Source organism: Dysgonomonas termitidis, from assembly GCF_042654545.1.
GTDB classification, from domain to species: domain Bacteria; phylum Bacteroidota; class Bacteroidia; order Bacteroidales; family Dysgonomonadaceae; genus Dysgonomonas; species Dysgonomonas termitidis.
The window spans coordinates 58,162-83,725 of record NZ_JBHSGN010000062.1 but is presented as its reverse complement, the minus strand read 5'-3'; the positions used below and the strand labels follow the sequence as shown (position 1 = coordinate 83,725).

Sequence of the window (25,564 nt, the reverse complement as noted above, 5' to 3'; positions counted from 1 at the left end):
AAGAGTTTCTTTGTGCCTAACTAAAAGTTACGTTTTTGTAAAGTTGTAATTTAAACAGATGTTAAAGCCGTGTAATAATCCTATATTGATTTTTTTGGATTAAATAATATCAAAAACAATATTCCTAAAACAAGTGCATATCCGGCAAAGACAAACCAGATGTTTTCCCAACTACGATATCCGTTCATATCAGTGAAATAATCTACTACCCATCCGCTCAGTTTAGTCCCTATTATAGTGCCGATACCATTAGTCATGAAAATAAAAATTCCCTGTGCACTTATCCGGATCGTAGGATTTACCTGCTGTTCGATAAAAAGGGAACCTGAAATCTGAAAAAAATCGAAAGCCAGCCCATATACAATCATGGAGAGAATGAGAAAGATAAAACCGCCTCCGGGATCTCCTATACCAAAAAGGCCGAAGCGAAGCATCCATCCTGCAATACTCATCAACATTACTGTTTTAATACCATACTTCCTCAAAAAGAAAGGTATGGCAAGTATAAATAAGGCCTCCGATATCTGCGATACGGAAGTCAATATACCGGGATGCCTGACAGTAAATGAATCCGAATAAGTGCCCACTAAAGAAAAGTCCGTTAGAAAGGGCTGTCCGAATGTGTTTGTTATTTGCAGGGCGGAACCGATCAACATAGAAAAGATAAAAAATATTGCCATTTGCCTTTCCTTGAATAAATGCAGGGCATCTATACCAAATATATTTTTTATGGAAATATTTTCCGATGAGTGTTCCCTTCGGTATTTTGGTAATGAGAGCGCATAAATACCATATAATAAAGATGCCGCACTTGTCAGATATATTTGTTGTTTCGAAGTTGTCCACCGGCATATGTCAACCATCCACATTGCGCCGATAAAGCCGATAGTACCCCATACCCTGATTGGCGGAAAAGATTTGACAATGTCCAGCCCATTGAATTTCAGTGTATTATATGAAAGGCTGCTGGCTAGTCCTAATGTGCTCATGTACATGGAATTATATAAAAGCATAAGCCAGAAAAAATGTTCGAAAACTGTTGTCCCGGATAAAAGGAATAGAACAATACTGCCTCCGATATGCAGTATACACAACAAGCGTTCTGCATTGATCCATTTATCAGCAATTACCCCTATAATGGCCGGCATTATAACAGCCGCAATACCCATTGTAGCAAATATGCTGGCTGTCTGGCTGCCTGTAAACCCCAAAGAATTACCCAGATATACCCCTAATGTGGTGAGCCACGATCCCCAAATAAAGAATTGCAGGAAATTCATTATTATGAGCCTGATTTTAATACTCATATGTACTATGTTTAAGATTAAAAACAACTATTAAGAATAAGGGCAAGCCTGATTCCGGCACGTTGTAACTGTAACTCTACTATGTGTTTATATTTGTATGAATAGCCATAAGATAATTCATCGCCACTCTGAACAGAAGAATATATCTCGTTAGTTAACCGGTATGTTTCGAAAAGCCAGTCGGAAAGATTACCCTCCTGTATCAGCTTTTGTTGTGATTTAGAAATGTTGCCCAGTATAGATGCATATTCAATATAGCTGTATTGCTCAAAATCAATTAGATTAGAATCCCATATTGCATGTATATTACTGTTTTCCCTGAACCATTTTACGGTAATTCTGTTGCCACCCAAATCTTCTTCCCGCCCTATATGCATGGGCTGATGCAGGTCGCCCACAAGGTGTATAATAAAGTTGAGTGCTATACGCCTGTCTTCTGTAGAGGCTTTCTTGTTTTTCAGTATCGCTTCCAGTTTTGGAATTTCACTATATATATTTTCCTGTTTAACGGCTTTTATAGCTTTCCCGAACTCCAATCTGTCCAAATCAGACGGGATATTGATATAATGCCATACATATGTATGTTTCCATATGCCGGTGGTATCCGACCGTATTTGATCTGCCCAGTCGGATGAATATGCCATCGGATAGCCATTTAATAATTTCTTAATTTTCATGTAAGACTTCCTGCTCAGATTTTGTTCTGCAATCTGTGCAATTATTCTGTGACCGCTTTTTCCCCATGCATATATTGTGGTATGGGAAAGAGTGGTAAGCAAGATAAGTAACAGTATCGTTTTTTTCATAAAATAAGTCTATATTTATTTCATATTCAATGGATTCGTTTAACTTGTCCAGATGGTTCTCTCCGGAACCATCCGGCATATACATAAAAAGAAAACCGGATATACAGCTCTGGACCTGGCTGGCTTTTCCGATTTTCTTTTTTAGTATAAGTGCCGATATAAAGTAATGTTATTAATGATTTATTTTATACAAAGGGAAATAATATTTGTTACAAAAACTTTACAAGGTTGTTGTAAAAGCGTTAACATTTTATTGTGTCTTATGGAAAAATGCGGTTGCAATCCGAATTTGGTATATGTACAATATTCAGACTTCATAAGAATAACCGGGAGAGAATAAGATTTAATGTAAGAATAGGATATTTTTCCTTTAAAAGTGGACCATGGGCTATGATGGAAGGATATCTATTAAATAAGATTTACGCCTGAATACCGGCTGTACATGCATAACCGACTTATCTAAAACAAGTTAGGAATATGGGGTGTTGAAGGATAATATACAATTTTTTTTGTCTTTTTTATATGAACCTGCTTGATTCTCTGGCTAGCAATGTTCCTTCCAAATTCACGGTCAACGCTTTCGGGCTAGGATTTTTGAGGCGCAAGAACATCATATCTATCGCCACATCTGTTATATTTGTACAAGGTTGCCGGAAAGATGTAAGAGGATATTTCAGGTGATCGGCGTATTTCATGTCGTCATATCCTGCGACAAGAACATCAGAAGTTATTTTGATTCCCAAGCCATCTATCGATGACATTAATACGGCAGCAGTTGAGTCGTTAGCGCATATAATACCTGTTTTTCGAGGTATTATTTTTAATGACTTTACTAACTCTGTATCTTCGGGGTTACCCATTACAATATTGCTTTTAGTAAACTGCAAATCACTGTCCTGCATAGCCGCCGAAACGCCATAAAAACGCATATTGACAGAGTTCGCTGAATCAGGTCTGGAGAAAAAGTAAATTTTTTCACAACCTGCTTTTATTAAATGCTGAGCCATGATATATCCGGCATGAAAATTGTCAAGACAAACCAGATCGAAGCGACTTCGCAATGGGAAATCCAGGATATCCCTGTCTATAAGTACTATAGGGATTCCTGCATCCTCCAATTTCTTACAGATTTCCTTGTTAAATTTTTCAGCATCCCTGATCCTTTCCAAAGGTGCGAAAAATATGCCGTCGACATGCTGGTTGATGTAATCCATAGTGCATTTTTCTATAAGATCTCTTCGTAGTTCAGCATTACTCGTAGTGGTGCCCTCCCACAGGCAGTTGAACAGTCCTTTTTTAGATTGGTTGAGAAAACGTTCGTTTATGATCGAAAATATCTCTGATTCTCCCGCTCCGGGCAGTAAAAGGCCAAATAAAGGGATGTCTTTTTGTGTTTTGTAGATCACCGTGGTGCCCATCCCCGGTCTTTTTACCACATATCCCTCATCCTGCAAGGTGTTGTATACCTTGGCTATTGTTGGTCGCGAAACAGAGTATTTTTCGGCCAACACCGATTCGGTAGGAAGGTAAGACTCGAACGGATATACATTGTTTATTATCTCGTTCTTTAATACATCATATATTGTTTTGTAGCTCCATTTAATACTCATCACATTTTCCTTAATTGAAAAACAAAGTTAACAATTATTTCTTAATTAATCAGAAATGCGCTTCTGGAATGTAAATAGTTTGTTACATATTTTATTTTTCCATTTGTAATCAGGATCGTCTTATATTTTATGTATTCTTATTCTGTTTCTTTGAAAATTGTTTTCATTGTGTTTGTATTTTATTTACATATTATTTGCATTATAAAAAAATATAGTTACATTTGCGGTGTTGATTCTTTACAGAGGTAAGCAAACGTTTGATTAGTGCCGGGGAAACATATTCTTATTTTGTAATGATCTTATAGATAACGATTAGGGAAAATTTGATGGTTACCGCTATTCTAAAATTTAAATTTAATAACATGAAAAAAAAATCTGATTTATTATTTAAGATTGGTGTCTTTTTCACCTTCCTGATCCCAATCTTTTTTCAAAATTGTAAAGAAAATGAAAATATAGGATTGGCATATGATCCTAAAATGCCAATCGTATGTGAGGAGTTTTTTCCCGATAGTGGAGGTGTTGGAACCCAACTGATTATCAGAGGCTCCAATTTCGGGATAGACACATCGTTGGTCAGAGTATCGGTCAATGGCAAAAATGCGGCAGTGATCGGAGTCAATGAAACCGTTATATACGCAGTAGTCCCCCGGAGAGCAGATGTAGGGCCTGTAGAAGTAACGATAGGCAAAGATAATGAAAAACAAGCCCACACTTTTCCTAATAATTTCGAATACCGGTTTTCGCAAGTAGTATCTACTCTTTGCGGACATACCAAAAATGATGGAAGCAGCGAAGTTATAAACGGTACGCTCGAAGATGCGTGGCTTGTAATGCCTCGTACCTTAACAGTTGACAATGAGGGTGATCTCTATCTGATAGAGGAGGGTAGAGGGCTGCGGGTTATATCACAGAGCAGAAATGAGGTAACTTCTCCTTTCCGTGGCTCTGGAGGGATGTCCAATGCTGTGATGCTTGATTTTTCGGCCGACTATAACACTCTATATATTACTAATGAGGTGTGGGATGATAACGGAATCGGTCTGTTTACAACTACACGTGACAATGGTTTTATGAATGCTAGATCCTTAATAAAGCAAAAGCAGGCATCAGACGTTGCAGTAAATCCTGTAGATGGTACACTCTTTTATGCATGCAAACCGGGAGGAAGTGTTTATAGATATGACTTCGAGACCAAAACATCCACCCTTGTAACAACACTCGGCGGCGATAACTTTATCAGTATGACATTCACACCCGACGGAAAGATTCTCTATCTTATGGGTGCGGACACAAATGCTATTTACAAGTCAATTTACAACTTTACTACAAAAGGGCTTGAAAATCCAACTGTATTTGCAGGTACACAATTCTCTGCCGGATATGCTGATGGAGTAGGCACTGCGGCACAATTCAGAGTGCCTTTCCAGGGAGCTGTCGATGAGGATGGTAATCTTTATGTAGCTGAATTTAATCATGTTATCCGTAAAATTACCCCTGATGGTGTAGTTTCTACTTTTGCGGGAGTACCGGAACGGTCGGGTTATATAGACGGAAAGCCATCGCAGGCAAGATTCAAAGAGCCTATGGGGGTGGCAGTTGACAAAGAAGGTACAGTTTATGTGGCTGACAGGGGGAATCATCGCATTCGTATGATCAAATATGATTGATATTCAGAATACTAATCTAAAATGGATAACACATAATATGAAAAACACTTTTATAAAAAAAGCTTTACTATTGATAAGCATTCTGGCGTTTGCCGTTAATATGAATGCCCAACGAGAACTGACAGTTATGGGAAAAATAACTGACGAAAACAAAGAACCCCTGACAGGAGCAATAATTGTGGTTAAGAATCAACCGGGCTTGGGTACTTCTGCTGACGTTGATGGTAATTATAAAATTAAAGCCGGAACAAATGATGTCCTTGTTTTTTCATTCATGGGATTCGAAACTCAGGAAATCGCCATATCCGGGAAAAGTGAGATCAATGTGGTATTGAAAGAATCTACTACCACATTAGAGGAAGTTACCGTTGTGGGTTCCGGTGTCCAGCGAAAAGTAAGTGTAGTAGGTGCGATTACTTCAGTAGAGACTCCTTTGCTTAAAAATTCGGCATCAGCAAGTTTAAGTAACTCGCTTGCCGGAAATGTGGCAGGTATCATTGCTCAACAATTGAGTGGAGAGCCCGGACAAAGTTATTCAGAGTTCTGGATACGGGGTATCAGTACATTTGGGGCAAATGCTTCTGCTTTGGTATTGGTAGACGGGATAGAACGTAACTTTAATGAAGTAAACGTAGAAGATATCGAATCTTTTTCGGTACTGAAGGATGCTTCTGCCACAGCGATTTACGGAAATAGAGGCGCTAATGGGGTTGTAATAATAACAACTAAAAAAGGTACTGCAGGTAAGGTAAACATCAATGCGAAATTGGAATATGGTATCACTACCCCATCCCGCCTGCCTAAATATGTGGATGCTACCACTTATGCCAATATGGCCAACGAGGCAAGGTTGAGCAGAGGTGAAGAGCCGAAATATACACGTTCCGAAATAGCCATTATAGGTTATGGATTGGATAAAGACCTTTATCCGAATATGGACTGGCAGGATGAGCTATTAAACAGTACTACCACCAGTAGCCGTGCTATGCTAAATATCAGTGGAGGGGGAACTACCGCACGTTACTATATATCAGGAGCATATTACAACGAAGATGGCTTGTATAAAGCCGCCAAAATGAAAAACTATGATACAAACAGCAACTATAAACGATACAATTTCCGTTCCAATATAGATGTCAACATTACCTCATCTACTGTTATCGAGTTAGGGGTTTCTGGATGGATAGCAACTCAGAATAGTCCCGGAAATGAAAGTTCGGGCGAAATATACAATTCATTTGCAACTCTTACTCCTGTAACGGTACCCAAGTTGTATTCCAATGGATTATTCCCTACCTATGGAGCCGGCAATCAGACCAATCCGTATGTATTGTTAAACGAAAAGGGATATAAGCAAACGTGGAACAACAAAATAGAGACAAACCTGGCTTTGAGACAGGATTTGAGTTTCCTTACCAAAGGATTGAACTTTTATGCACGCTTTTCATACGATGCATATAACGAAAATCATGTATCAAGGCTAAAAAGCCCCACCCTTTATCGGGCAACACAGCGCGATGCCAAAGGTAATCTTGTACTAACAAAGATTCAAGACGAAAGTCCCCTTACCCAGAGTACAAGCTCGTGGGGTGACAGGCGTTATTACGGAGAAATGAATCTTAACTATGAAAACACATTTGGCGAAGATCACCGTGTGGGAGGCTTATTACTCTACTATCAGCAGGATTATGGACGTAACGATGCCGGAGAGGATGTCTTTAAAGCCGTGCCGCAAAGGAATGTAGCATTTTCGGGTAGAACGACTTACTCATATTTGGATCGTTATTTTTTCGAATTTAACTTTGGATACACAGGCTCCGAAAACTTTGAAAAAGGTAAACGTTTCGGCTTCTTTCCTGCGATTGCAGGAGGATGGCTGATTTCTAACGAGCCGCTTATCGCAAACAATCTCAAATGGCTCACTAAATTGAAAGCCAGATATTCGTACGGACAAGTAGGTAACGACAAGTTGAGTGGAGACACGCGATTCCCTTATATTACAATCGTAAACGGAACAGGAGGATATAGTTTTGGAGAGACAGGGCAGACTGGCATGAATGGTGTGCAGATATCTACCATTGGTACCCCTTACCTGACTTGGGAAACAGCAGTGAAACATAATATAGGTATAGATGCGGACTTTTTCAACAAACTATCTTTTTCTGTCGATTTCTTTAAGGACACCCGTCGAAATATTTTCAAGAAGCGTGAGCACATACCCGGTACAACAGGACTTACCGATAGCCAGGTGCCTTGGGCCAACGTAGGGAAAATGGAGAATAAAGGATTTGACGGAACGATGGCTTTCACCGATAAAATAGGAAAGGTTTCATATACCATACGCGGTAATGTAACATATACGAACACGAATGTATTGGAGTATGACGAACCGGCCAATGAACTGCCGTACAAAATGACTCAGGGCTACCGCTTGAACCAGACCAGAGGCTTGGAAGCGTTAGGTTTATTCAAAGATGAGAACGATATTATCAATAGTCCCACACATACATTTGGACCTGTAAAACCGGGAGATATCAAATATAAAGATGTGAACGGGGATGGCAAGATAGACGATGACGATATTGTTCCTATCGGATATACAACTACACCGGGCCTGATTTACGGGATGGGTCTTAGCCTTGAATGGAACGGATTCGATTTCAACGTATTGTTCCAAGGTGCAGGAAATAGCGACTTCTTTGTAGGCGGATCGGGAGTATATCCTTTCGCAGACGGTGAAGTGGGCAATATACTCAAAGTTGCTTCAAACCCGTATGACCGTTGGATATCGCGCGAAATATCGGGGACGGCCGATACCGAAAATCCAAACGCTGTTTTTCCCCGTCTTACCTACGGAAATAGCACCAACAATAATAGGGCATCTACATTCTGGTTACGTAATGCACGTTACCTGCGTCTGAAAAATCTTACTTTCGGATACACTATCCCCCAGAAAATATCCCGCAAACTATTGATGGATAATGCACGTATTTACTTCTTGGGCAATAATCTGTGTGTATGGGACGAATTCGGATGGTGGGATCCGGAGCAGGCTTCGGGGAATGGGGCTGTATATCCGATACAAAAGAATTTTACTATTGGTTTAACTGTTAACTTCTAAACTGAACAAACATGAAAAAAATATATATATTCCTATTGTCGGTCATATCTTTGGCAGGGCTCAATTCCTGCGACGATTATCTATCGATAGATAAGTATGTCAACGATATGTTAACAATAGACACCGTATTTTCGAAAAAGCATTATACCGAACAATGGTTGTGGAACACGTATAGCACGCTCAACGGCAAAGGAGCTGAAATAGCAAATAAAGGCACCACAGCATTTGCATTTGCCTCAGACGAATCCATTTTTGGCGATTGGGATGGAGGAAAAAGATGCCAGAAATATCAAAACTGCGAATATACAGCTTCTGACCAATTGAGCGAAGACCGTTGGTCGCATCTTTATCAGGGAATACGTAAGGCATCTATATTTATCCACAATGTAGACAAGTGTGGCGAACTATCCAATAGTGAAAGGGAAGACCTGAGAGCTCAAGCCCGTTTTCTACGCGCATACTTTTACTGGATGCTTATCAAACAGTATGGTCCGGTGCCCATTATGCCCGATGAGCCTCAGGATATAAGCCTGGAATATCAAGACCTCGCGGTGGCAAGAAATACGTATGACGAATGTATCGATTTTATTAATCAGGAGTTGATACAGTCCGCAAGGGTATTGCCACCTACCCGTAATGCGTCCCGATTGGGGCAGGCTACTCGTGGAGCAGCCCTTGCTACCAGAGCGAAAGTGTTGCTATATGCGGCAAGTCCTCTATATAATGGAAATATGGATTTGAGTTCCCTGACCGATGATGCAGGGCGGCAATTGATATCGCAGACATATAGCGAAGAAAAGTGGGCAAAGGCCGCTGCTGCCGCGAAAGAAGTGATAGATCTCGGAGTTTACGAGTTGCTGACAGTAAAGGCCGGTGAGGAGACCGTGCCTGTGCCTTCTACTGTGTCAACGGCGAATACTCCATACCCGAACGGAAGTGGCGGTATTGACCCGTATAAGTCATATATGCAGTGTTTTAATGGAGAAGTGACCGCATCAAAGAATCCTGAATTTATATTCACACGTCAGAGCTATACAAGCGACGATCTGAATGATATATCTAAACATGCCGCACCACGCCAAATGATAGGCTGGAATACAATAGCTACTACATTGAAGCAAGAGAAGGCGTACCTGATGTGCGACGGAAAACCGATAACGCATTCGAGTCCCGATTATCCTTATCAGACACAAGGATTTACGTTGTCCTTGTCAGAGTACCCGTATATAGGGAATAATGTTTCTCTGAGATACGCTAATCGCGAACCCCGATTATATGCATCTATTTCGTTCAACGGATCTATATGGGAAAACGGAAGTACAACAGAAACCCAGAAGATAGGACTGCAATATTTCTATTATAAAGATGATCCGAGCGGAAAAAGATTGTCGGAGCCGGACTTCTACCTTCGTACAGGTATAGGTGTGAAAAAATATTACCATCCGGAAGATTCATGGAATATAGGAGGTCAGGTAAAATACAAAGTAGAGCCTGCCATTCGTTATGCCGATGTACTGCTATGGTACGCTGAATCTCTGAATGAACTGACCTCGGGACAGGTTTACGAAATACCTTCATACTCGGAGCAGGGTAATATATCTGTTAAGCGTGAGACTGGTTCTATAGAATCGAGGCAGGGAATGCGTTATGGATTCAGCAGGGTGCGTTTTAGAGCAGGTTTGCCGGATCTGTCCGATGCCGATTATAGCAGCTACGAACAGTTTAAGAAAGAACTGAAACGCGAAAGGCAAGTAGAACTTTTCCTTGAATCTGCCCGTTATTTCGACTTGCGCAGATGGAAAGATGCGGCAGTAGAAGAAAACTTGCCGGTTATGGGATTGAATGTGGATATGAACAATAGCGATGCTCAAAAACAAAGATTCTACGATGAACGGCCATCCGATATGCCAAAAGTATTCCTGGAAAAAATGTATTTGTGGCCAATTCCAAAGTCTGAATTAACCAGAAATAAGAAATTAACTCAAAATCCCGGCTGGAAATAAAAAAGAAAGATCTATATGAAAAAGTTAAATATATTTTTAAGTATCTTGTTCGCAATATTGTCGACCGGATGTAACGAATTACCCGAAGAACTGTTCGAAAAATATGCAGTTATCATCCGCAGCGGTTACCATGAGTGGGCCATACCATTCAGCAACGAAAGCTCAGTTGCCACATCTATTAGTGTGGCTGTAAGCGGAACATCCGTAATCTCGGAAGATATGGATGTTGAAATAGCTGTGAATTCGGCATTGCTAGACGAATATAATTTCGAGAAATTCAGAAATGACGAAGCATCTTATTATACCTTGCTACCCGAAGATTGTTATTCTTTCGAATCGATGAAAACAACAATAAAAGCAGGAGATGAATACGCCCTTATTCCATTGAACCTGAATCTGAATAATATGGATAAGTACAAAAATTATGTTCTTCCTGTAGAAATTGTTTCTGTGTCGAAACATAGTATTGGCATCAACGGCTATAACCAATCATTGATTAATATTGTATTAGTAAACGATTATTCAGGAAGTTACACAATGGCTGTCGACCTTAGAAGCTCGGAAGGCAATATCTTTATCAATCAGGAACAAAGCTTGAGAATCGTTGATCTGAATTCATGTTACTTCCATGTTCCTTACCTGAACAAGGCAAGCGAAAAAGAAGACTATATCATTAATATGAAGGTAAATAGTGACAGTACGCTTGCGTTTTCTGCCAATAATGCCGATATAGAATTAACCTTTGCTACACCAAACAAGGAAAAGGATAATGAAATAAATATTGTACAGATTACCGAAACAGAAAAAAAGACAAAAACAATCAAGTTCTTTATAGATTATTCTTATATGGATAAAAGTAATACGGAAATAGCTCCGATAAGGAGAAATATAAAAGGGTATTTCCTGAGAGAAGTAAAGATGGAGTGATTTTTTACTTAGACTGAGATGTTGTCCTGAAAGTCGATTTTCACTCCCTGTCATTTTAGTTGTTAGTGAAGAATCCCATTAGTTAGATGCATTTTAGATGTCTCGCTATAGTCCGATATAACAAGACAGAGGAGAATGTCGCTTTTGGGAACAACATCTTTATATAAAAAATAGTTACTTTATAAATAAATTTTGTAAAAAATAAAATGCAATGAAACGAATCTTTTTCGCTGTATTAGTATGTATCCTCAGTCCTTCACTATTTTCGCAAGTAGCTAAAGACTATAATCCTGCCATTCAGCGGACAACACATTTTCAGTATTTCAAACCCGTTGAGTCTCATCTTTTTTCGGGCGATTGTATGCCTTTTTCCCATAATGGCACGCTTTATCTTTATTGGCTTCTGGACGAAGGAAATCATTCAGGGCTCAATGGCCTGGGCGGGCATCAGTGGGCATTGAGTACCACAACCGATCTGGTAAACTGGAAACATTATCCCGTAGCATTGGGTATAGACGAAGAATGGGAAAAATCCATCTGCACAGGCTCTGTTATTGCCGACGGCGATAAAACCTATGCGTTTTATTCTACCCGCGTGAAGGACGAAAAGGGTGTCCACGAACAATTGAGTTATGCTATGAGTACAGACGGGGGCTTCACTTTTAAAAAGCAGCAGCCGAACCCATTCTACTTTGCTCCCGAAGAGTGTGTAAGTCGCGATTTCAGAGATCCGCGTGCGTTTAAAGATAAAGACGGAGTGTTTCATCTCTTTATTTCGGGATATGAAAAGAATCCGAATCTTGGCGGAATGGGCGGATATTTGGTGCACCTGACATCTAAAGATCTGAAAAACTGGACAGAAACCGAATCCCCACTTAAAGGACAGTATGGAGTGCCGGAGTGCCCCGATTACTTTAAATGGAACGATTGGTATTATCTGTTGTATAGTATTCATGGCGATACATATTACGTGAAATCGAAAAATCCTTATGGCCCTTGGGAATATCCCCGTACCCAGCCGATGGTGGACAAATGGGCAAATGTGGCAAAAACTGCGGAACTTAACGGCCGTCGCATTGTCGCGTTTTACACAAATGTAAAAAAGAATAATCTGGATTCGGAAGGTCAGGTTTGGGGTGGCTGTATTGTGTTGCGCGAATTGTTCCAGCAAGAGGATGGAGCGCTGTCGGTCGGATATCTGCCCGAAGTAGCTCCGGCCATGTCGCCTGTTCCCACACCGGTTATCAGTGTTCCTGCTATTTCAGACAATAAGGGCTCATACCGGAACGGTGTATTGGAAATTAATGCCTCAAACGGTGTAGGCATAGCTTCGATGAAAGATCTGCCTCGTCAGTATCGTATAACGATGACGATAGAGCCGAAAGGAAACTACGATGAATTTGGTCTGTATATGCGTGCGACCGACAAGGATAAGAAAGGATATAAACTGACATTGAATCCAGGCAGACAAATTGTTTCTTTGTTCGAATCCAGGCTGGAAGGAGTAGATGGACTAAGGAACGAGGTCAAACTCAATGCTATTGTGATGGACGATATTATAGATGTTTATATCAACAATGAGCGTTGTATTATCAATCGTTTGGGGGAGCAGAAGGGCGAAAATCTGTTTTTCTCCGTCAAAAACGGGAGCATCGCCATAAAGGATATCAAAATCTATAAAATAATGCAATAAGATATAGAATAAACTATTCTTTTTCTTACTTCAGTGATACAGTTCCGCATAGGTTCTTTCCTGTATTATTGGGTGATAGCGAAACATCTATTTCTCGGGATAACTGAAGAAAAATTTATTTTGATTATGCTGAGTCATACAAAACAATTAATGTAATTGAATATTTTAATAACAAATAAGAATAACCATATAAACATCTCTTTATGCAAACAAAGCCATGTATTGTAGGTATTGATTTTGGGACTACTTCCCTTTCGGCAGTCATCGTAAATGTAAGGAATTTGACAATCGAAAAAGTATTCAGTTATAATACCCATGCTTATATAAGCTTTTCCGACGCGAACAGAAAAGAACAGTCGGTGGAGAAGCTTAGAGATTTATTCAATAAATTATTAGACAAAATTCAATCCTATCCTGATATAAAGATAATTGCTTATGGCTTTACTGGGCAAATGCATGGTATAATAGGCGTGAACAACAAGAAGGAAGCAGTAACTAATCTGGTTACATGGCAGGACAAAAGCGGTGAACTGGTAATGCCAGGCGGTAAAAAAATATTGGAAGAAATGAAAGGGTTTACAGGTGCTGACGAAAGTATAGCCAGCGGATATGGTGCCGTGACATTGTATAAATGGTTAAAGTATGACGGACGCGAGGATATAGATAGTTTTTGTACTGTTGCCGATTATTTTGCAAGACAATTGGCAGGGAGCAATGAAAATGAAGAAGTTAAGATGAGTCCGACTATGGCTCATAGTATAGGTTTGTTTGATGTATTCACAAATAGTTGGCGCGAAAGTTCTGTTCAAAAGTTAGAGATAGATAACTTGAGCTTTCCAAAAATAGTGTCAAACAATACCATTATCGGTTATACTAATAGCAAGCCGGATACCATTCCTGTAGTCTGTGCCATCGGCGACAATCAGGCCAGCTTTATGGGAAGTGTCGTCAACGACACAGAATCGATATTGCTGAATGTGGGTACGGGAACGCAGTTATCTTTCCTTATAGCCAAAGATGACCTTAATACATTTGCTAAATATATAGATGGGTATGAAACTCAGATACGTCCGTTCGACGATAAATCTTATCTCGTAGCCACAAGCTTTATCAATGGCGGTTCGGTTTATGAGTCCTTGTTCAGCTTCTTTAAAGAAACAGGAAAAAAACTTTTCGGGTTAACTGAAATAGACGACAATATGTTGTGGCAACGTATGTTGGAGGCTGGCAGAGACAACTGTACGAAAAAAATACCCCTTGAAGTATCACCATTACTCGAAGGACAACGGAAGAATGAAGGCGTGAAAGGCTGTATCTCTGATCTGACCACGGCAAATTTCACACCAGATGATTTTGTCGCGGGTTTTCTGAAAGGATTGTCAGTTCATTACAAAACAGGTTATTTTCCTGAGTTGGAGAGCCGGGTCCGTTATATATGCGGTAGCGGCAACGGGGTAAAACGCAATCCGTTACTTTGCGAGATGATAGAGAAAGAGTTCGGTCATCCGCTTTACTTTTCGTCTTACAACGAAGAAGCAGCAATGGGCGCAGTAGTAAATGCTGCTAAAGCTATTGGTGTTATTAAGTCGGAAGAAGAAAGCTGTTCTTTTCTTAATGGTTTGTCGGAAAAGAAATATAATACTGTGATGTAAAGTGCTATTGTATAACTAAAAATATAAATTAACCAACACTATGGATACAAACAAAAGCTTGTTTAAAATAATACCCGTGATGTTCGCGTTCTTCGTCATGGGATTTGTAGATTTGGTAGGTATTGCCACCAATCATGTAAAGTTAGATTTTCGACTATCTGATACAGTTTCGAGCTTCTTGCCGAGTATGGTCTTTTTATGGTTCTTTATTTTCTCTATCCCTACAGGATTGTTGATGAATAAAATAGGGCGCCGTAAGACGGTTCTTTTGAGCCTTATTGTTACTTTTCTTGCCATGATTGTGCCCCTTATCAGTTACAGTCTGCCAATTATGCTGGTGTCTTTTGCTCTGTTGGGTATAGGTAATACATTGATGCAGGTGTCCTTAAATCCATTGATAACTAATATAGTAAGTGGCCATCAATTGGCTAGTACACTCACTCTGGGGCAATTTTTCAAGGCTATAGCTTCATTTATTGCGCCAATCATCGCTTCATGGGCAGCTTTGGAGTATGGCAACTGGCGGCTTTTGTATCCTGTATTCGCAGGAATATCCATTATTGCTATCATTTATTTGTTTCTGACCCCTATCAAAGAAGACATGGCAGAAGGGAAAACGTCATCGTTCATAAAGTGCCTTTCTCTATTGGCAAATAAGGTCGTTGTTTTATTGTTTATAGGAATATTGGTACACGTGGGTATAGATGTGGGTGTGAACCTTACCGCCCCAAAGATTCTGATGGAGAGGTTGAATATGAATATTGAAGATGCCGGCTATGCCATAAGTCTCTATTTTGTATTTCGTACAATCGGTTGTTTTTCCGGAGCTTTTATTCTCTCATACCTGTCTGCCAAACGATTTTTCATTTTGAGTGTGGTAATTATGTTATTGGGGGTCTTAGTATTATTTTTTGCTGAAAACCAAATTGTTATCTATGTGTGTATAGCTCTTCTGGGAATCGGTAATTCAAATATTTTCCCCATGATTTTTTCTCAAGCCATGCATATGGTTCCGGATAAAAACAATGAAGTGTCGGGATTGATGATAATGGGTATTGCGGGTGGAGCTATATTTCCTGTATTTATGGGAGTGGCGTCTGATACCGTTGGCAGTCAGGCGGGTGCAATAGCAGTTATTACACTTTGTATTTTATATCTAGTCTTCCTTACAACTCAGATCAAAGGAAAAGATATGAATTAATATTTTAATATAGAAAAAAGCAGTACCTCTTTTCCATTAATGGAAAAGAGGTTTTTTATAGTTGACTTACACAATTCACTTCAACCTGCATTTTTACTGAGGTATAAAAAGAGGTATCCTGTTGCAGGATACCTCTTTCTTTACTGTTTTATTAGTTTTATTCTATCAGTTCAGCTATTTTTATATTCTTCACGTCTGCCCCTTCTGTGCGAAATCTCAGATTACTTACAGTCAGATCCGGACGATAAGATATCATTGTACGTTTTCCTGCAATTTCAGTATCAATCAACGCTCCACCGAATTTATTGGAGTTCTTTACCACCATACGTACAGTAAATGGCTTGTCGGTATCTATAAGTTTCTCTATTGCATAGTTGTGCGCGCCATGCGGAGCACCTCCTTCTCGCAGGCTTTTTTCTTTGCCGGAATAATTACTTAATGAACCATTTGCGTATTGTGCATACATACCGTCTAACCGTATCTGGAATTCACATGCGCCTTTATCTCCATTTTCCGGTAAAAGCAGTACAGACATTTTACCATTTTTAATGTCTGACGGATGAACATCGAATGTCAGCATAAACGGCTTTTCTCCGGTTGGTTGAACTATTTTGTCATTGTTGTCCAGATTTTTGGATTTTGTGGTCGCAGGAACGATTTCGTCCATCCATTTCGAACCTATCCTGCCGTCAGGAAGTTGTATCAATTCATATATATTAAGAGAGCCTCCCCAGTTGCGCATTTTTACCCATCCAGCCATAAGGAAGCGGCCATCTTTGATTTCACTGACTGCCGGAACTGAAAGTCCGTTGTAATAATCCACGCCTTGCTGAACTATGTCAACATAACTGTTTTCGGGATCGGTAGCGGGTTTTGACCACATCCAATTGAATCCACCTAATATATAATCAAATTTGTTCCAACGGAAATAGAATGTACAGTCGCCACCACGAGGGAAATCCGGGTCGATACAATGCCATCCACCGTCTATGTTTTCAGATTCCCATGTTCCTTTCGAACCGTAATTGGCTATCATACGCAGCGTGCCTTCAGGGTTGGTATATACGCTTGGGTTTTCGCAAGGGTGAAATAATATGTGAGTCTTTTTGAAGTTGGTGACTCCATCTTCACTGATGGAATAAGTAGAGCCGGCGGGGATTCCTGCTATGGTTTTGTAGTCGTGTGAGCCTGTTTTCCCATTCTTGTTCAGTTCGTCCCAAAGCATCGGCAATGTTGTTTTTTCTGAAGGGTAGATACGTGTTGTATGGAGCCCGTAGCTAATGCAGAGTTTGCCATTGAATACAAATGGAGTTCCTGTTCCGAGTGTTTCCCATTGCTCTTCGATAGGAGCTGCTGCTTCATGCTCAGTCCATGTTTTGAAGTCGGCGGTAGAGATATGCTCAAAGTAGTGTCCTCCGCGACCGAATTTGCTTCCATGCTCGCGGCGGTCGTATAGATAGAATATATGATAACGGCCATTATGATATAATGTAGCAACATCACCCACCCAGTTATTATGTCCTTCAGGAGTCCAATATTGTATATTTGTAGCTGTTTCCGCATTCTTTGACTCTACTCTTTTGGCAGGTATGTAAGGATAAAAGAATTCTGCGTTTTTCACATACTCCGTATTTATTTTCCAGTTACTTTTGCCCCTTACCACCGGATACCCTAACGGATAGTCATTGTCGAGCGCTTTGCCATCCACATACATTGTAAAGTGTGCATCGGTAAAATTGAGGACGATATCATGTTCTCCTTCGGGATTGTCGAGCATAGCGAGAGGAATACCTATTGTCATATCTTCTATCGGATTGTTCGCGGTAGGTAATTGTAGTTTTAAAATTGCCTCCAGAACAGGAACAGAACCGTCCGCCATTTTATAGGCAGGATAGTTTTGTCTCTTCCGGTCTTGTACATCATGTTGGCGAAGGCATACTCTTATCATTTCGGGGATGTTGAGAATCTCTTTTTCTCCTTCAATTTTTTTCAGATCAACTTTGAATTTGATTGTAAAACCTTTCATTGTATCGGCAGGTAGAGATAGCTCTGCTTCTGCACTTTGCATTGATAGAGTCCCGGAGGCAGGTTGTGTGCTCTCAAACGTCCATGAATTGGATAAAAGATTTACTTTCACAGGTGTTTTGCCGCCGATGCAACACGACGCCGTAATACTAATCACAGTAAAGACTAATACAACGTTAAGGGTTAGTTTTTTTCCCATTTTCGCGATTTTAGATTTTTATTTATAAAGTAATATTTTATACTTGCTTTTGTAAATAGGTATATGCAAATGTAATAATAATTTATCATATTGCGATCATAATGGAAAAATATATTTTACATTAATGTAAACTCTAGTGTTGTTTATTTTATGTGCGTACCTTTTATCCTTCCATATATAAGATGTTTCGGACTCCCCACTATCTGAGAAGTGTATATTCCGGTATGTCCCGAAAACAAATAAGATATTACACAAGCAATCCCTATATAAATACCGCTTTCCATCCCAAATAATTCGGTTCCCATAAAGGTACATGCAACAGGAGTATTTGTTGCTCCTGCAAATACAGCAACAAACCCCATTCCTGCTAATAAAGCTATAGGTAGAGGAATAATACAGGATAATGCACTTCCCAGTGTAGCACCGATGAAGAATAACGGGGTTACTTCTCCACCTTTAAATCCTACTCCTATGGTGAATGTCGTGAAAAGTATTTTTGCTAAAAAGTCATACCAATCCTGCTGTACAGAAAACGCCTCGATAATGGTTGGTAGACCGAGCCCGATATATTTCGTTGTGCCTAAGCCCCAAACGGCCAGAGCTATAATCGCTCCGCCTGCAAGCGGGCGGCACGGTGCATATTTAATCTTATCTTTCGCCAATTTGGCCCAGAAATGTACCGAGCGGGAAAAAAGCATAGCTGTAAGACCAAAGAGAATACTAACGGCTACTACAAGCATGATATTCGGAATGCTTAGTTCGGGAACAAAAGGAATACTATAATGAGTATGCGCCGCTCCCCATAAATGGCAGGTCAGGTGAGCAAAAACAGCCGCGAAAAAACTTGGCAATATAGCTTCATATCTCATTCTTCCTACAATAATCACTTCCAATGCAAAGACGGCCCCTGCCAATGGGGTTCCGAATACAGATGCAAATCCTGCACTGATACCGACTATGACCATTATTTTATGGTCGCGCTGCCTTAGTTTAAACAGACGGGAAAACTGATCGGCAATTGCTCCCCCCATTTGTACTGCAGTTCCTTCCCGCCCTGCAGAACCTCCAAAAAGATGCGTAATAACCGTCCCTATATAAATAAAAGGAGCCATCTTAAAGGGAATAATATCTTTGGGTGCATGTATTTCATCGATCAGATAATTATTCCCTTTTACGATATTACTACCCCAATAATGATACATCAATCCGATAAGCAGACCTGCAATTGGTAACAAAGCAATTACCCATCTATGTGATTCTCTGTAATTTGTTACTAAATCTAGTGAAAAAAGCAATAATGCCGATGCTGAACCAATCAATGCTCCTGCAATTAATGTTATAATTAACCATTTGAACAGGTAAAACAGAAGTGGAATCTGCTCCACTTTGATCATTAACCTTTTGTATGAATTTATCCGGTACATATTGTTACTTAATTATTCTTTTAATGTTTTTTTTGTTGCCGTCCCCGGCTTCTGACACTTCTATTTTTGAAATTTTCATGATTTAATTTTTTATTTAATTGATAGTATTGGTAAAATGATATAGGGATTCTGCATACAAAATCAATTGTATGTTTATTTACGAATTTATTAAGATGTGTCTTGTGGAAATAAAAAATCCGCTATCAAATGCTTATATATATAATTCCTACCCATACCTTGTTACAGATTAATTGATTGGTAGGAACTATTAGCTACTTGATTAGCGGTTTATAACAGGGAAGTTCCATTCCCTTTGGAATAACAGGACAAAATTAGGAAAAAACTTTTTATTAAATACTATAAAAAGATGTGTTTTGTGCTAATACCAGCGTCTAACGTTCTTCATATGTAATTAAGCGGGTTACTTAGCAATATAATTTTTCAATTTGGCACGGAGAATTTTTAAGGATTTTGTTATGCGATATTCTACCGTTTTTATAGATATTCCGAGGTTTACTGCGATTTCGGCATTTGTTTTTTCTCCAAACCTGCTCATTTCAAAAACTTCTTTATATCTTTCAGGCAATTCTTCTATTGTATTTTGTATTTCAACAGATAATTGATCTGTCATATAATAATCAGGGTCTTCAAACTGTTGTTTAAGCTTCTCATATAATATGGAATGTACCTTCCTCTTTTTTTCCTGATTCCGTATTGCATTGAGAGACCTGTTTTTTACGGACATGAACAAGTATGATTTTAGAGAGCTCTCTATTGAGAGATACTCCCTTTTTTCCCAAATGTAGACCATCAAATCCTGTACTAATTCTTCGGCATCTGTATCAGAGATAAATTGAGAAGCATATTCACAAAGAGGAGAATAATACTTCATAAACATTTTCTTATAGGCTTCCGGACTCCCTTCTTGGATTTCAGATAGAAGCAATTGCTCATTCATAGCGATTATTAAGTTAGTGGCAAAGATAATTTTTAATGAACAAAAGATACCTAAAAAGATAAAAAAATAATAGGAGTAAGGAATCAAGATATTTTAGAATAATAGTTCGGATACTTTATGTTTTTGCTTCTTGATAAAAATTTATATAAAAATAATCATGCAAAAGTTTAGGGTTATTTTACAGATATGTGTCGTATATATAAAGAGTACATTTGGACAAGCCTTATTTCTCAGATATTGAGATTGGGTAAGAACAGATTAACAAAGAAGATAAAGTATTGATGGAATCGGACAAGAGTTCAGACATTCATATTCCGGACGAAGGATTATTACTTAAATACATCATTGGAGATGTTACTGATAGTGAAGTGGTATCGGTCGAAAATTGGATTGGAGAAAATAAAGAGAATGAAACTGTATTAATTCATCTGGCCCAGATATACTATGCTCAAAAAACACAGCAACGACTTAAAGATCGTGATGTAGAATCTGCTTTCAGGCAGGTAGAAAACAGATTGAAGAAAAAAACAAGAATATTGTTCTTTAAAAAAATTGCTGTTGCCGCTTCATTGATAATCGGCTTATTCGGAATAGGGTCTTTTTTCTTACAAAAATCGGATTTGCAAGAAGCATTTACTCCGTCCATGATTACTGTACATTCAAATGATAATTCTCATACCCAACTGGTACTTCCCGATGGAACGAACGTTTACCTCAATTCAGGAAGTAGCCTGACCTATCCATCTCATTATATGGGAGATGAACGGAAAGTTACATTGTCAGGAGAAGCTTATTTCAAAGTAGTTCACAATGCCGATAAACCATTTATTGTAAGTACGTCGGATAAAAAATACCACATTAAAGTGCTGGGGACAGAATTTAATATGCAGGCATATGAAGAAGATGAAATAATACAAACTACTTTAGTGTCGGGCAGTGTGCTGATAGATATTGCCGGCAAAAATGCCGGAACTGTACTCTCTCCATCTCAAAAAGCAGTTTATTCACTTGTTTCAAATGAACTGAGTGTCGTTACAGCAAACACGGCGAGAGAAACCGATTGGCTATATAACCGACTGGTTTTTAAAAATACTCCAATGCCCGAAGTGCTGACCCGTTTGTCCCGTTTTTATAATATAGAGTTCGATGTTAGAAATAATATTATAAATACATATACATTCACCGGAACCTTCGAAGACAAACCGTTGTATCAGGTGCTGGATTATATGAGGATATCCTCGCGGATAGATTATAATATAACTTACCAGAAAGATAAAAAAGGAACTAAATCTGTCGTGGTATTAAGACGATAGAACGAAAGGAAAACAACTTAAATATATGTATTGAAAACCAACTAACCTTAAAAATTTAACAGCCTATGAAAAAATAACCGGAAGAAATCTAATAAAAAAACACGGAAACATGTTACCAGCATATCTCCGTGCTAAAAAACAAATTCGAAAAACAATTTATTTTTTACTTAAAGCATAACAAAAATATGAGAAAAATCCATCATCTCCAACAAACTTGGGGATATTGTAACCGTTTCCTCAAGTTACACAAAATTCCTCTTACTATGAAATTATCGTTGGCATTACTTATTTTGTCAATTAATGTATCTTTTGCAGCACATTCGTATGCTCAACAAGTAACATTATCACTTGACATCCAAAACAAGAAAGTAGTCGATGTTTTGGACGAAATCGAAAAGCAGTCGGAATTCCGCTTTTATTACAATAATAAACTGGTCGATGTAGACCGTACGGTATCTGTAAAAGTGAAAAAGAAGGCCGTGTTTTCTATTCTGGACGAATTGTTCTCAAATTACAATGTAGAATACAAAGTAATTGATAAAGATGTTATTCTTACTGAAAAAAACAGGGGAGAAGATAAGACCCGCGAAGCCTATCAGCAACAAATGAATATAACAGGCATAGTGACAGATGCAAACGGGGAAGTATTACCCGGAGTAAGTGTTGTCCTTAAAAATACTACATTAGGTACAATCACCGACACAGATGGCAAGTATTCCATAAATGTTCCCGACGGAAATGCTGTTCTGATTTATTCGATGATAGGTTTTCTGAAACATGAAGAGCCTGTGGCTAACAGAAGATCTATAAATATATCACTGAAAGAAGAAATCCGCGAAATGGATGAAGTAGTTGTGATTGGTTACGGTACTGTAAAAAGGGCCAATCTGGGAGGAGCTGTCGCAACAGCCGACTCTAAAGTATTCCAGTCCCGTCCTGTACAAAATGCCGCCTCTGCACTTCAGGGTGAGGTCCCGGGCCTTACTGTGATACGTACAAGCGGAGCCCCGGGTAGCAGTCCGGTTTTGCGTGTACGTGATATATCTTCAACCAATGGTGGTTCTCCGTTAATTTTAATTGATGGAGCAGAAGGTGACCTGAGTACGATAAATCCTGCCGATATTGAGAACATATCTGTTCTGAAAGACGGGACGGCAGCTATCTACGGGGCGCGTGCTGCCGATGGGGTGGTTCTGATTACCACGAAAGGAGCAAACAGGAATCAAAAGCTGAAAGTAACCCTTGATGCGTATTACTCGGTAAAGAAACCTGCACTATTGAAAAAGCCTGCAAATCTTTATCAGCATGCTGCTATGGCTCTCGAAATTACAGACGGTTCTTTCCCTATAGAATATACTCAGGACGAATTACAACTCATTCTTGAGGGCAGCGATAAAGTCATACCATCCGGAACCACATGGGGACGCTGGGGCAATGCATATCCGAAATTCTATAAAGACCAGAATTGGAATGAACATATTATAGGAAATGGCAATATTCAGAATTATAATATCAGCCTTTCCGGAGGGGGAGATAAATATACATATCTCATTTCCCTGGGTTACCAGAAAGAAGAGGGACTACCTAAATTCGGAATAGATTTGGACAAGCGTTATTTTGTGCGTGCAAAATCCAATATAGAAATAGTAAAAAACCTGAATTACGACCTTAATATATCCTATGAGGCCAGCGACAGGGATTATTCTTCCGGTATTAGCCAGGGACAGAATATATGGGAATTGATATACAAAACCCGCAGCTGGGCACCTGTATATAATCCGGCAGGAAACTTCTATACTTTCGAAGGTTTTGATAATCCGGCACAAGTATTGGAAGATGGAGGAGAGTCTCGGCGAACAACCGGAAATTTTACTTTCAACAACCAATTGCGCTGGCAGGTCATAGACGGGCTAAACCTTATAGGCCGGGCTATAGTTCGCAAGAGCGATGCCGATGAGTATATAGTCCAGAAGATGCTTTACAGCTACAATTGGGAAAATGTAAATCATAGGACAGCAAGAAAACCCAATAGCGCCGAGCGTAATTATGCCAAAACGCTGTCTAAAAACTTTACGTTATATGGAGAGTACAAAAAGATATTTGCTGAAAAACATGATATAGGTATAATGTTCGGAGGGTCTCATGAATCCGCCGACTATGACAAATTCTGGGCAAAGCGTATCAATTTCGATCAGCAGGAACAGATGCCTGTCAGCATGGGGAGCCCCGAAGACCAGGATGCAGCCAGTGATGGTAACGCATGGACCATCAACTCTTTCTTCTCGAGGCTTAATTATGGATTCGCCAATAAGTATTTTATCGAAGGTACATTACGCGGCGACGGTTGTTCCCGGTTTGCCCCGGGTGAACGTTGGGGATATTTCCCGGGCGTAAATGCAACATGGCGTATAGGCGAGGAATCATTTATAAAGCCACTGAATATCTTCGACGATCTCAAATTCAGGGCTTCCTATGGAGAAATGGGAAATCAGTCTAATATAGGCCCTTATGATTTCATTGAACTAATTAATATCAGCAGAAATTATTATCCGTTCGGCAATGGAGCAAAAGGTCAGATGGCGAATCAGTCGAACCTGGTTTCTACTTCCCGTACATGGGAGACTATCAGGTCTGTAAACGTCGGTACAGATTTCAGCTTCCTGAATAACAGATTATACGGGTCTTTCGACTACTTCTGGAAAACCAATGAGAATATGTTGATTTCCATTACTTATCCTTCCATTTTGGGGATTGCAGCTCCTTCAACGAACAGTGGAGAACTGAAAATCCACGGTTGGGAAATCATATTAGGATGGAGAGACCAGATCGGTGATTTCAAATATTCGGTAAGAGCGAGTTTAAGTGATGCTCAGAATGAAATAGCCAAAAGAATCGGGAATTCTATAATAGGATACGGGAATAACAGGACACCTGTCGGCTATCCGATGGATTCATATTTCGGATATGTATTTGATGGTATTATCCAAAATGAACAGGAACTCGCCGAATACAAGTCCCGTTTCCCTAATAGCGGAACCGTACAGGATAAGAGGATACAAGTAGGGGATGCCAAGTACAAAGACTTGAACGGCGATGGTAACCTGACTGAATATGCCGACGGGGATGGCGACCTTGTTTATTTAGGGAACACTAATCCGCGGTACAACTTCGGATTCAATCTCAATGCTGAATATAAAGGATTCGACTTAGGTGCATTCTTCCAGGGAGTAGGCAAACGCACGATGTTCCTCGAAGGAGATGCCAGTAAACCTTTTAATGCACCATGGTATCAGTCGGCAGAATACTGGTATGGAAAAACATGGACGCCTGAAAGAACCGATGCCAAGTATCCGGCTATATCAAACGATGGTACCAGAAAAAATTATAACTATTATATCTCTACCAACACCAAACATAATGTAGGGTATATCAGGTTGAAGAACTTGCAGGTCGGCTATACTATCCCTAAAAAGTATACACTGAAAGCGAAACTGGAGAAAGTCAGGGTATACTTCAGCGGGGAAGACCTCTTTGAAATACACAATGCGCCCGGCGGATGGGACCCTGAAGACGGAGGCAGTTTTGTGAGTTATCCGTTTGCCCGTAATTACTCGTTAGGTGTTAATATTGTTTTCTAAATTTCGCTAAAGTAAAT

15 protein-coding genes and 1 riboswitch are annotated in these 25,564 nt (G+C 39.5%); of the genes, 9 read left to right on the top strand and 6 right to left on the bottom strand.

Annotation, left to right across the window (positions count from 1 at the left end):
* Positions 1-80 precede the first annotated feature (80 nt).
* From ACFO6W_RS08500 to ACFO6W_RS08490, 3 genes are all read right to left on the bottom strand, one after another.
* Positions 81-1,307: a nucleoside permease gene (locus tag ACFO6W_RS08500; RefSeq protein WP_379995286.1), complete on the bottom strand. Its 1,227-nt coding sequence runs from the start codon at positions 1,305-1,307 to the stop codon at positions 81-83.
* Between the two features lie 17 nt (positions 1,308-1,324).
* Positions 1,325-2,113 carry a S1/P1 nuclease gene (locus tag ACFO6W_RS08495; RefSeq protein WP_379995284.1) on the bottom strand — a complete coding sequence of 263 codons (789 nt, stop codon included), beginning with the start codon at positions 2,111-2,113 and terminating at the stop codon, positions 1,325-1,327.
* A gap of 518 nt (positions 2,114-2,631) precedes the next feature.
* Positions 2,632-3,723 (bottom strand): GntR family transcriptional regulator, encoded by a 1,092-nt coding sequence (locus ACFO6W_RS08490; protein WP_379995282.1) that lies wholly within the window; start codon positions 3,721-3,723, stop codon positions 2,632-2,634.
* Between the two features lie 362 nt (positions 3,724-4,085).
* Here ACFO6W_RS08490 and ACFO6W_RS08485 point away from each other — a divergent pair, with 362 nt between their 5' ends.
* From ACFO6W_RS08485 to ACFO6W_RS08455, 7 genes are all read left to right on the top strand, one after another.
* Positions 4,086-5,393 (top strand): SMP-30/gluconolactonase/LRE family protein, encoded by a 1,308-nt coding sequence (locus ACFO6W_RS08485; RefSeq protein ID WP_379995280.1) that lies wholly within the window; start codon positions 4,086-4,088, stop codon positions 5,391-5,393.
* A gap of 37 nt (positions 5,394-5,430) precedes the next feature.
* On the top strand, positions 5,431-8,514 hold the full coding sequence (locus ACFO6W_RS08480; protein ID WP_379995278.1) for a SusC/RagA family TonB-linked outer membrane protein: 3,084 nt from the start codon (positions 5,431-5,433) through the stop codon (positions 8,512-8,514).
* 11 nt (positions 8,515-8,525) lie between these two features.
* A complete protein-coding gene (locus tag ACFO6W_RS08475; RefSeq protein ID WP_379995276.1) occupies positions 8,526-10,517 on the top strand; it encodes a RagB/SusD family nutrient uptake outer membrane protein in 1,992 nt (663 codons plus the stop codon).
* Between the two features lie 15 nt (positions 10,518-10,532).
* Complete coding sequence (locus ACFO6W_RS08470; protein WP_379995274.1) at positions 10,533-11,444, top strand: BT_3987 domain-containing protein; 912 nt, start codon at positions 10,533-10,535, stop codon at positions 11,442-11,444.
* 211 nt (positions 11,445-11,655) lie between these two features.
* Positions 11,656-13,137: a family 43 glycosylhydrolase gene (locus tag ACFO6W_RS08465; RefSeq protein WP_379995272.1), complete on the top strand. Its 1,482-nt coding sequence runs from the start codon at positions 11,656-11,658 to the stop codon at positions 13,135-13,137.
* A 203-nt stretch (positions 13,138-13,340) separates the two neighbouring features.
* Entirely contained in the window at positions 13,341-14,789 is a 1,449-nt protein-coding gene (locus ACFO6W_RS08460) for a sedoheptulokinase (protein WP_379995270.1), read from the top strand.
* A 40-nt stretch (positions 14,790-14,829) separates the two neighbouring features.
* Entirely contained in the window at positions 14,830-15,990 is a 1,161-nt protein-coding gene (locus ACFO6W_RS08455) for an MFS transporter (protein WP_379995268.1), read from the top strand.
* 157 nt (positions 15,991-16,147) lie between these two features.
* On the opposite strand, the gene ACFO6W_RS08450 is transcribed toward ACFO6W_RS08455, so the two are convergent.
* The 3 genes from ACFO6W_RS08450 to ACFO6W_RS08440 all read right to left on the bottom strand — a co-directional run bounded on the left by ACFO6W_RS08450 (position 16,148) and on the right by ACFO6W_RS08440 (position 20,596).
* Positions 16,148-18,214, bottom strand: a complete 2,067-nt coding sequence (locus tag ACFO6W_RS08450) for a glycoside hydrolase family protein (RefSeq protein WP_379995266.1) — start codon at positions 18,212-18,214, stop codon at positions 16,148-16,150.
* Positions 18,215-18,357: 143 nt separating this feature from the next.
* The gene (locus tag ACFO6W_RS08445) at positions 18,358-19,608 is read right to left on the bottom strand and encodes a voltage-gated chloride channel family protein (protein WP_379995308.1); all 1,251 of its coding nucleotides are present in this window, start codon (positions 19,606-19,608) and stop codon (positions 18,358-18,360) included.
* Between the two features lie 282 nt (positions 19,609-19,890).
* Positions 19,891-19,959: riboswitch (Fluoride riboswitch) on the bottom strand.
* Between the two features lie 100 nt (positions 19,960-20,059).
* On the bottom strand, positions 20,060-20,596 hold the full coding sequence (locus ACFO6W_RS08440) for an RNA polymerase sigma-70 factor (protein ID WP_379995264.1): 537 nt from the start codon (positions 20,594-20,596) through the stop codon (positions 20,060-20,062).
* Positions 20,597-20,877: 281 nt separating this feature from the next.
* Between ACFO6W_RS08440 and ACFO6W_RS08435 the strand changes: the two genes are divergently transcribed.
* Complete coding sequence (locus ACFO6W_RS08435; RefSeq protein ID WP_379995262.1) at positions 20,878-21,909, top strand: FecR family protein; 1,032 nt, start codon at positions 20,878-20,880, stop codon at positions 21,907-21,909.
* 263 nt (positions 21,910-22,172) lie between these two features.
* Complete coding sequence (locus ACFO6W_RS08430) at positions 22,173-25,547, top strand: SusC/RagA family TonB-linked outer membrane protein (protein ID WP_379995260.1); 3,375 nt, start codon at positions 22,173-22,175, stop codon at positions 25,545-25,547.
* The last annotated feature ends 17 nt before the right edge of the window (positions 25,548-25,564 follow it).

Bases quoted from the DNA above. Each gene is read 5' to 3' on its own strand.
- ACFO6W_RS08470 (WP_379995274.1), top strand. From the start codon at position 10,533: ATGAAAAAGTTAAATATATTTTTAAGTATCTTGTTCGCAATATTGTCG.
- ACFO6W_RS08485 (WP_379995280.1), top strand. From the start codon at position 4,086: ATGAAAAAAAAATCTGATTTATTATTTAAGATTGGTGTCTTTTTCACC.
- ACFO6W_RS08445 (WP_379995308.1), bottom strand. From the start codon at position 19,608: ATGATCAAAGTGGAGCAGATTCCACTTCTGTTTTACCTGTTCAAATGG.
- ACFO6W_RS08495 (WP_379995284.1), bottom strand. From the start codon at position 2,113: ATGAAAAAAACGATACTGTTACTTATCTTGCTTACCACTCTTTCCCAT.
- ACFO6W_RS08480 (WP_379995278.1), top strand. From the start codon at position 5,431: ATGAAAAACACTTTTATAAAAAAAGCTTTACTATTGATAAGCATTCTG.
- ACFO6W_RS08475 (WP_379995276.1), top strand. From the start codon at position 8,526: ATGAAAAAAATATATATATTCCTATTGTCGGTCATATCTTTGGCAGGG.
- ACFO6W_RS08430 (WP_379995260.1), top strand. From the start codon at position 22,173: ATGAAATTATCGTTGGCATTACTTATTTTGTCAATTAATGTATCTTTT.
- ACFO6W_RS08460 (WP_379995270.1), top strand. From the start codon at position 13,341: ATGCAAACAAAGCCATGTATTGTAGGTATTGATTTTGGGACTACTTCC.
- ACFO6W_RS08440 (WP_379995264.1), bottom strand. From the start codon at position 20,596: ATGAATGAGCAATTGCTTCTATCTGAAATCCAAGAAGGGAGTCCGGAA.
- ACFO6W_RS08500 (WP_379995286.1), bottom strand. From the start codon at position 1,307: ATGAGTATTAAAATCAGGCTCATAATAATGAATTTCCTGCAATTCTTT.
- ACFO6W_RS08455 (WP_379995268.1), top strand. From the start codon at position 14,830: ATGGATACAAACAAAAGCTTGTTTAAAATAATACCCGTGATGTTCGCG.
- ACFO6W_RS08490 (WP_379995282.1), bottom strand. From the start codon at position 3,723: ATGAGTATTAAATGGAGCTACAAAACAATATATGATGTATTAAAGAAC.
- ACFO6W_RS08465 (WP_379995272.1), top strand. From the start codon at position 11,656: ATGAAACGAATCTTTTTCGCTGTATTAGTATGTATCCTCAGTCCTTCA.
- ACFO6W_RS08435 (WP_379995262.1), top strand. From the start codon at position 20,878: ATGGAATCGGACAAGAGTTCAGACATTCATATTCCGGACGAAGGATTA.
- ACFO6W_RS08450 (WP_379995266.1), bottom strand. From the start codon at position 18,214: ATGGGAAAAAAACTAACCCTTAACGTTGTATTAGTCTTTACTGTGATT.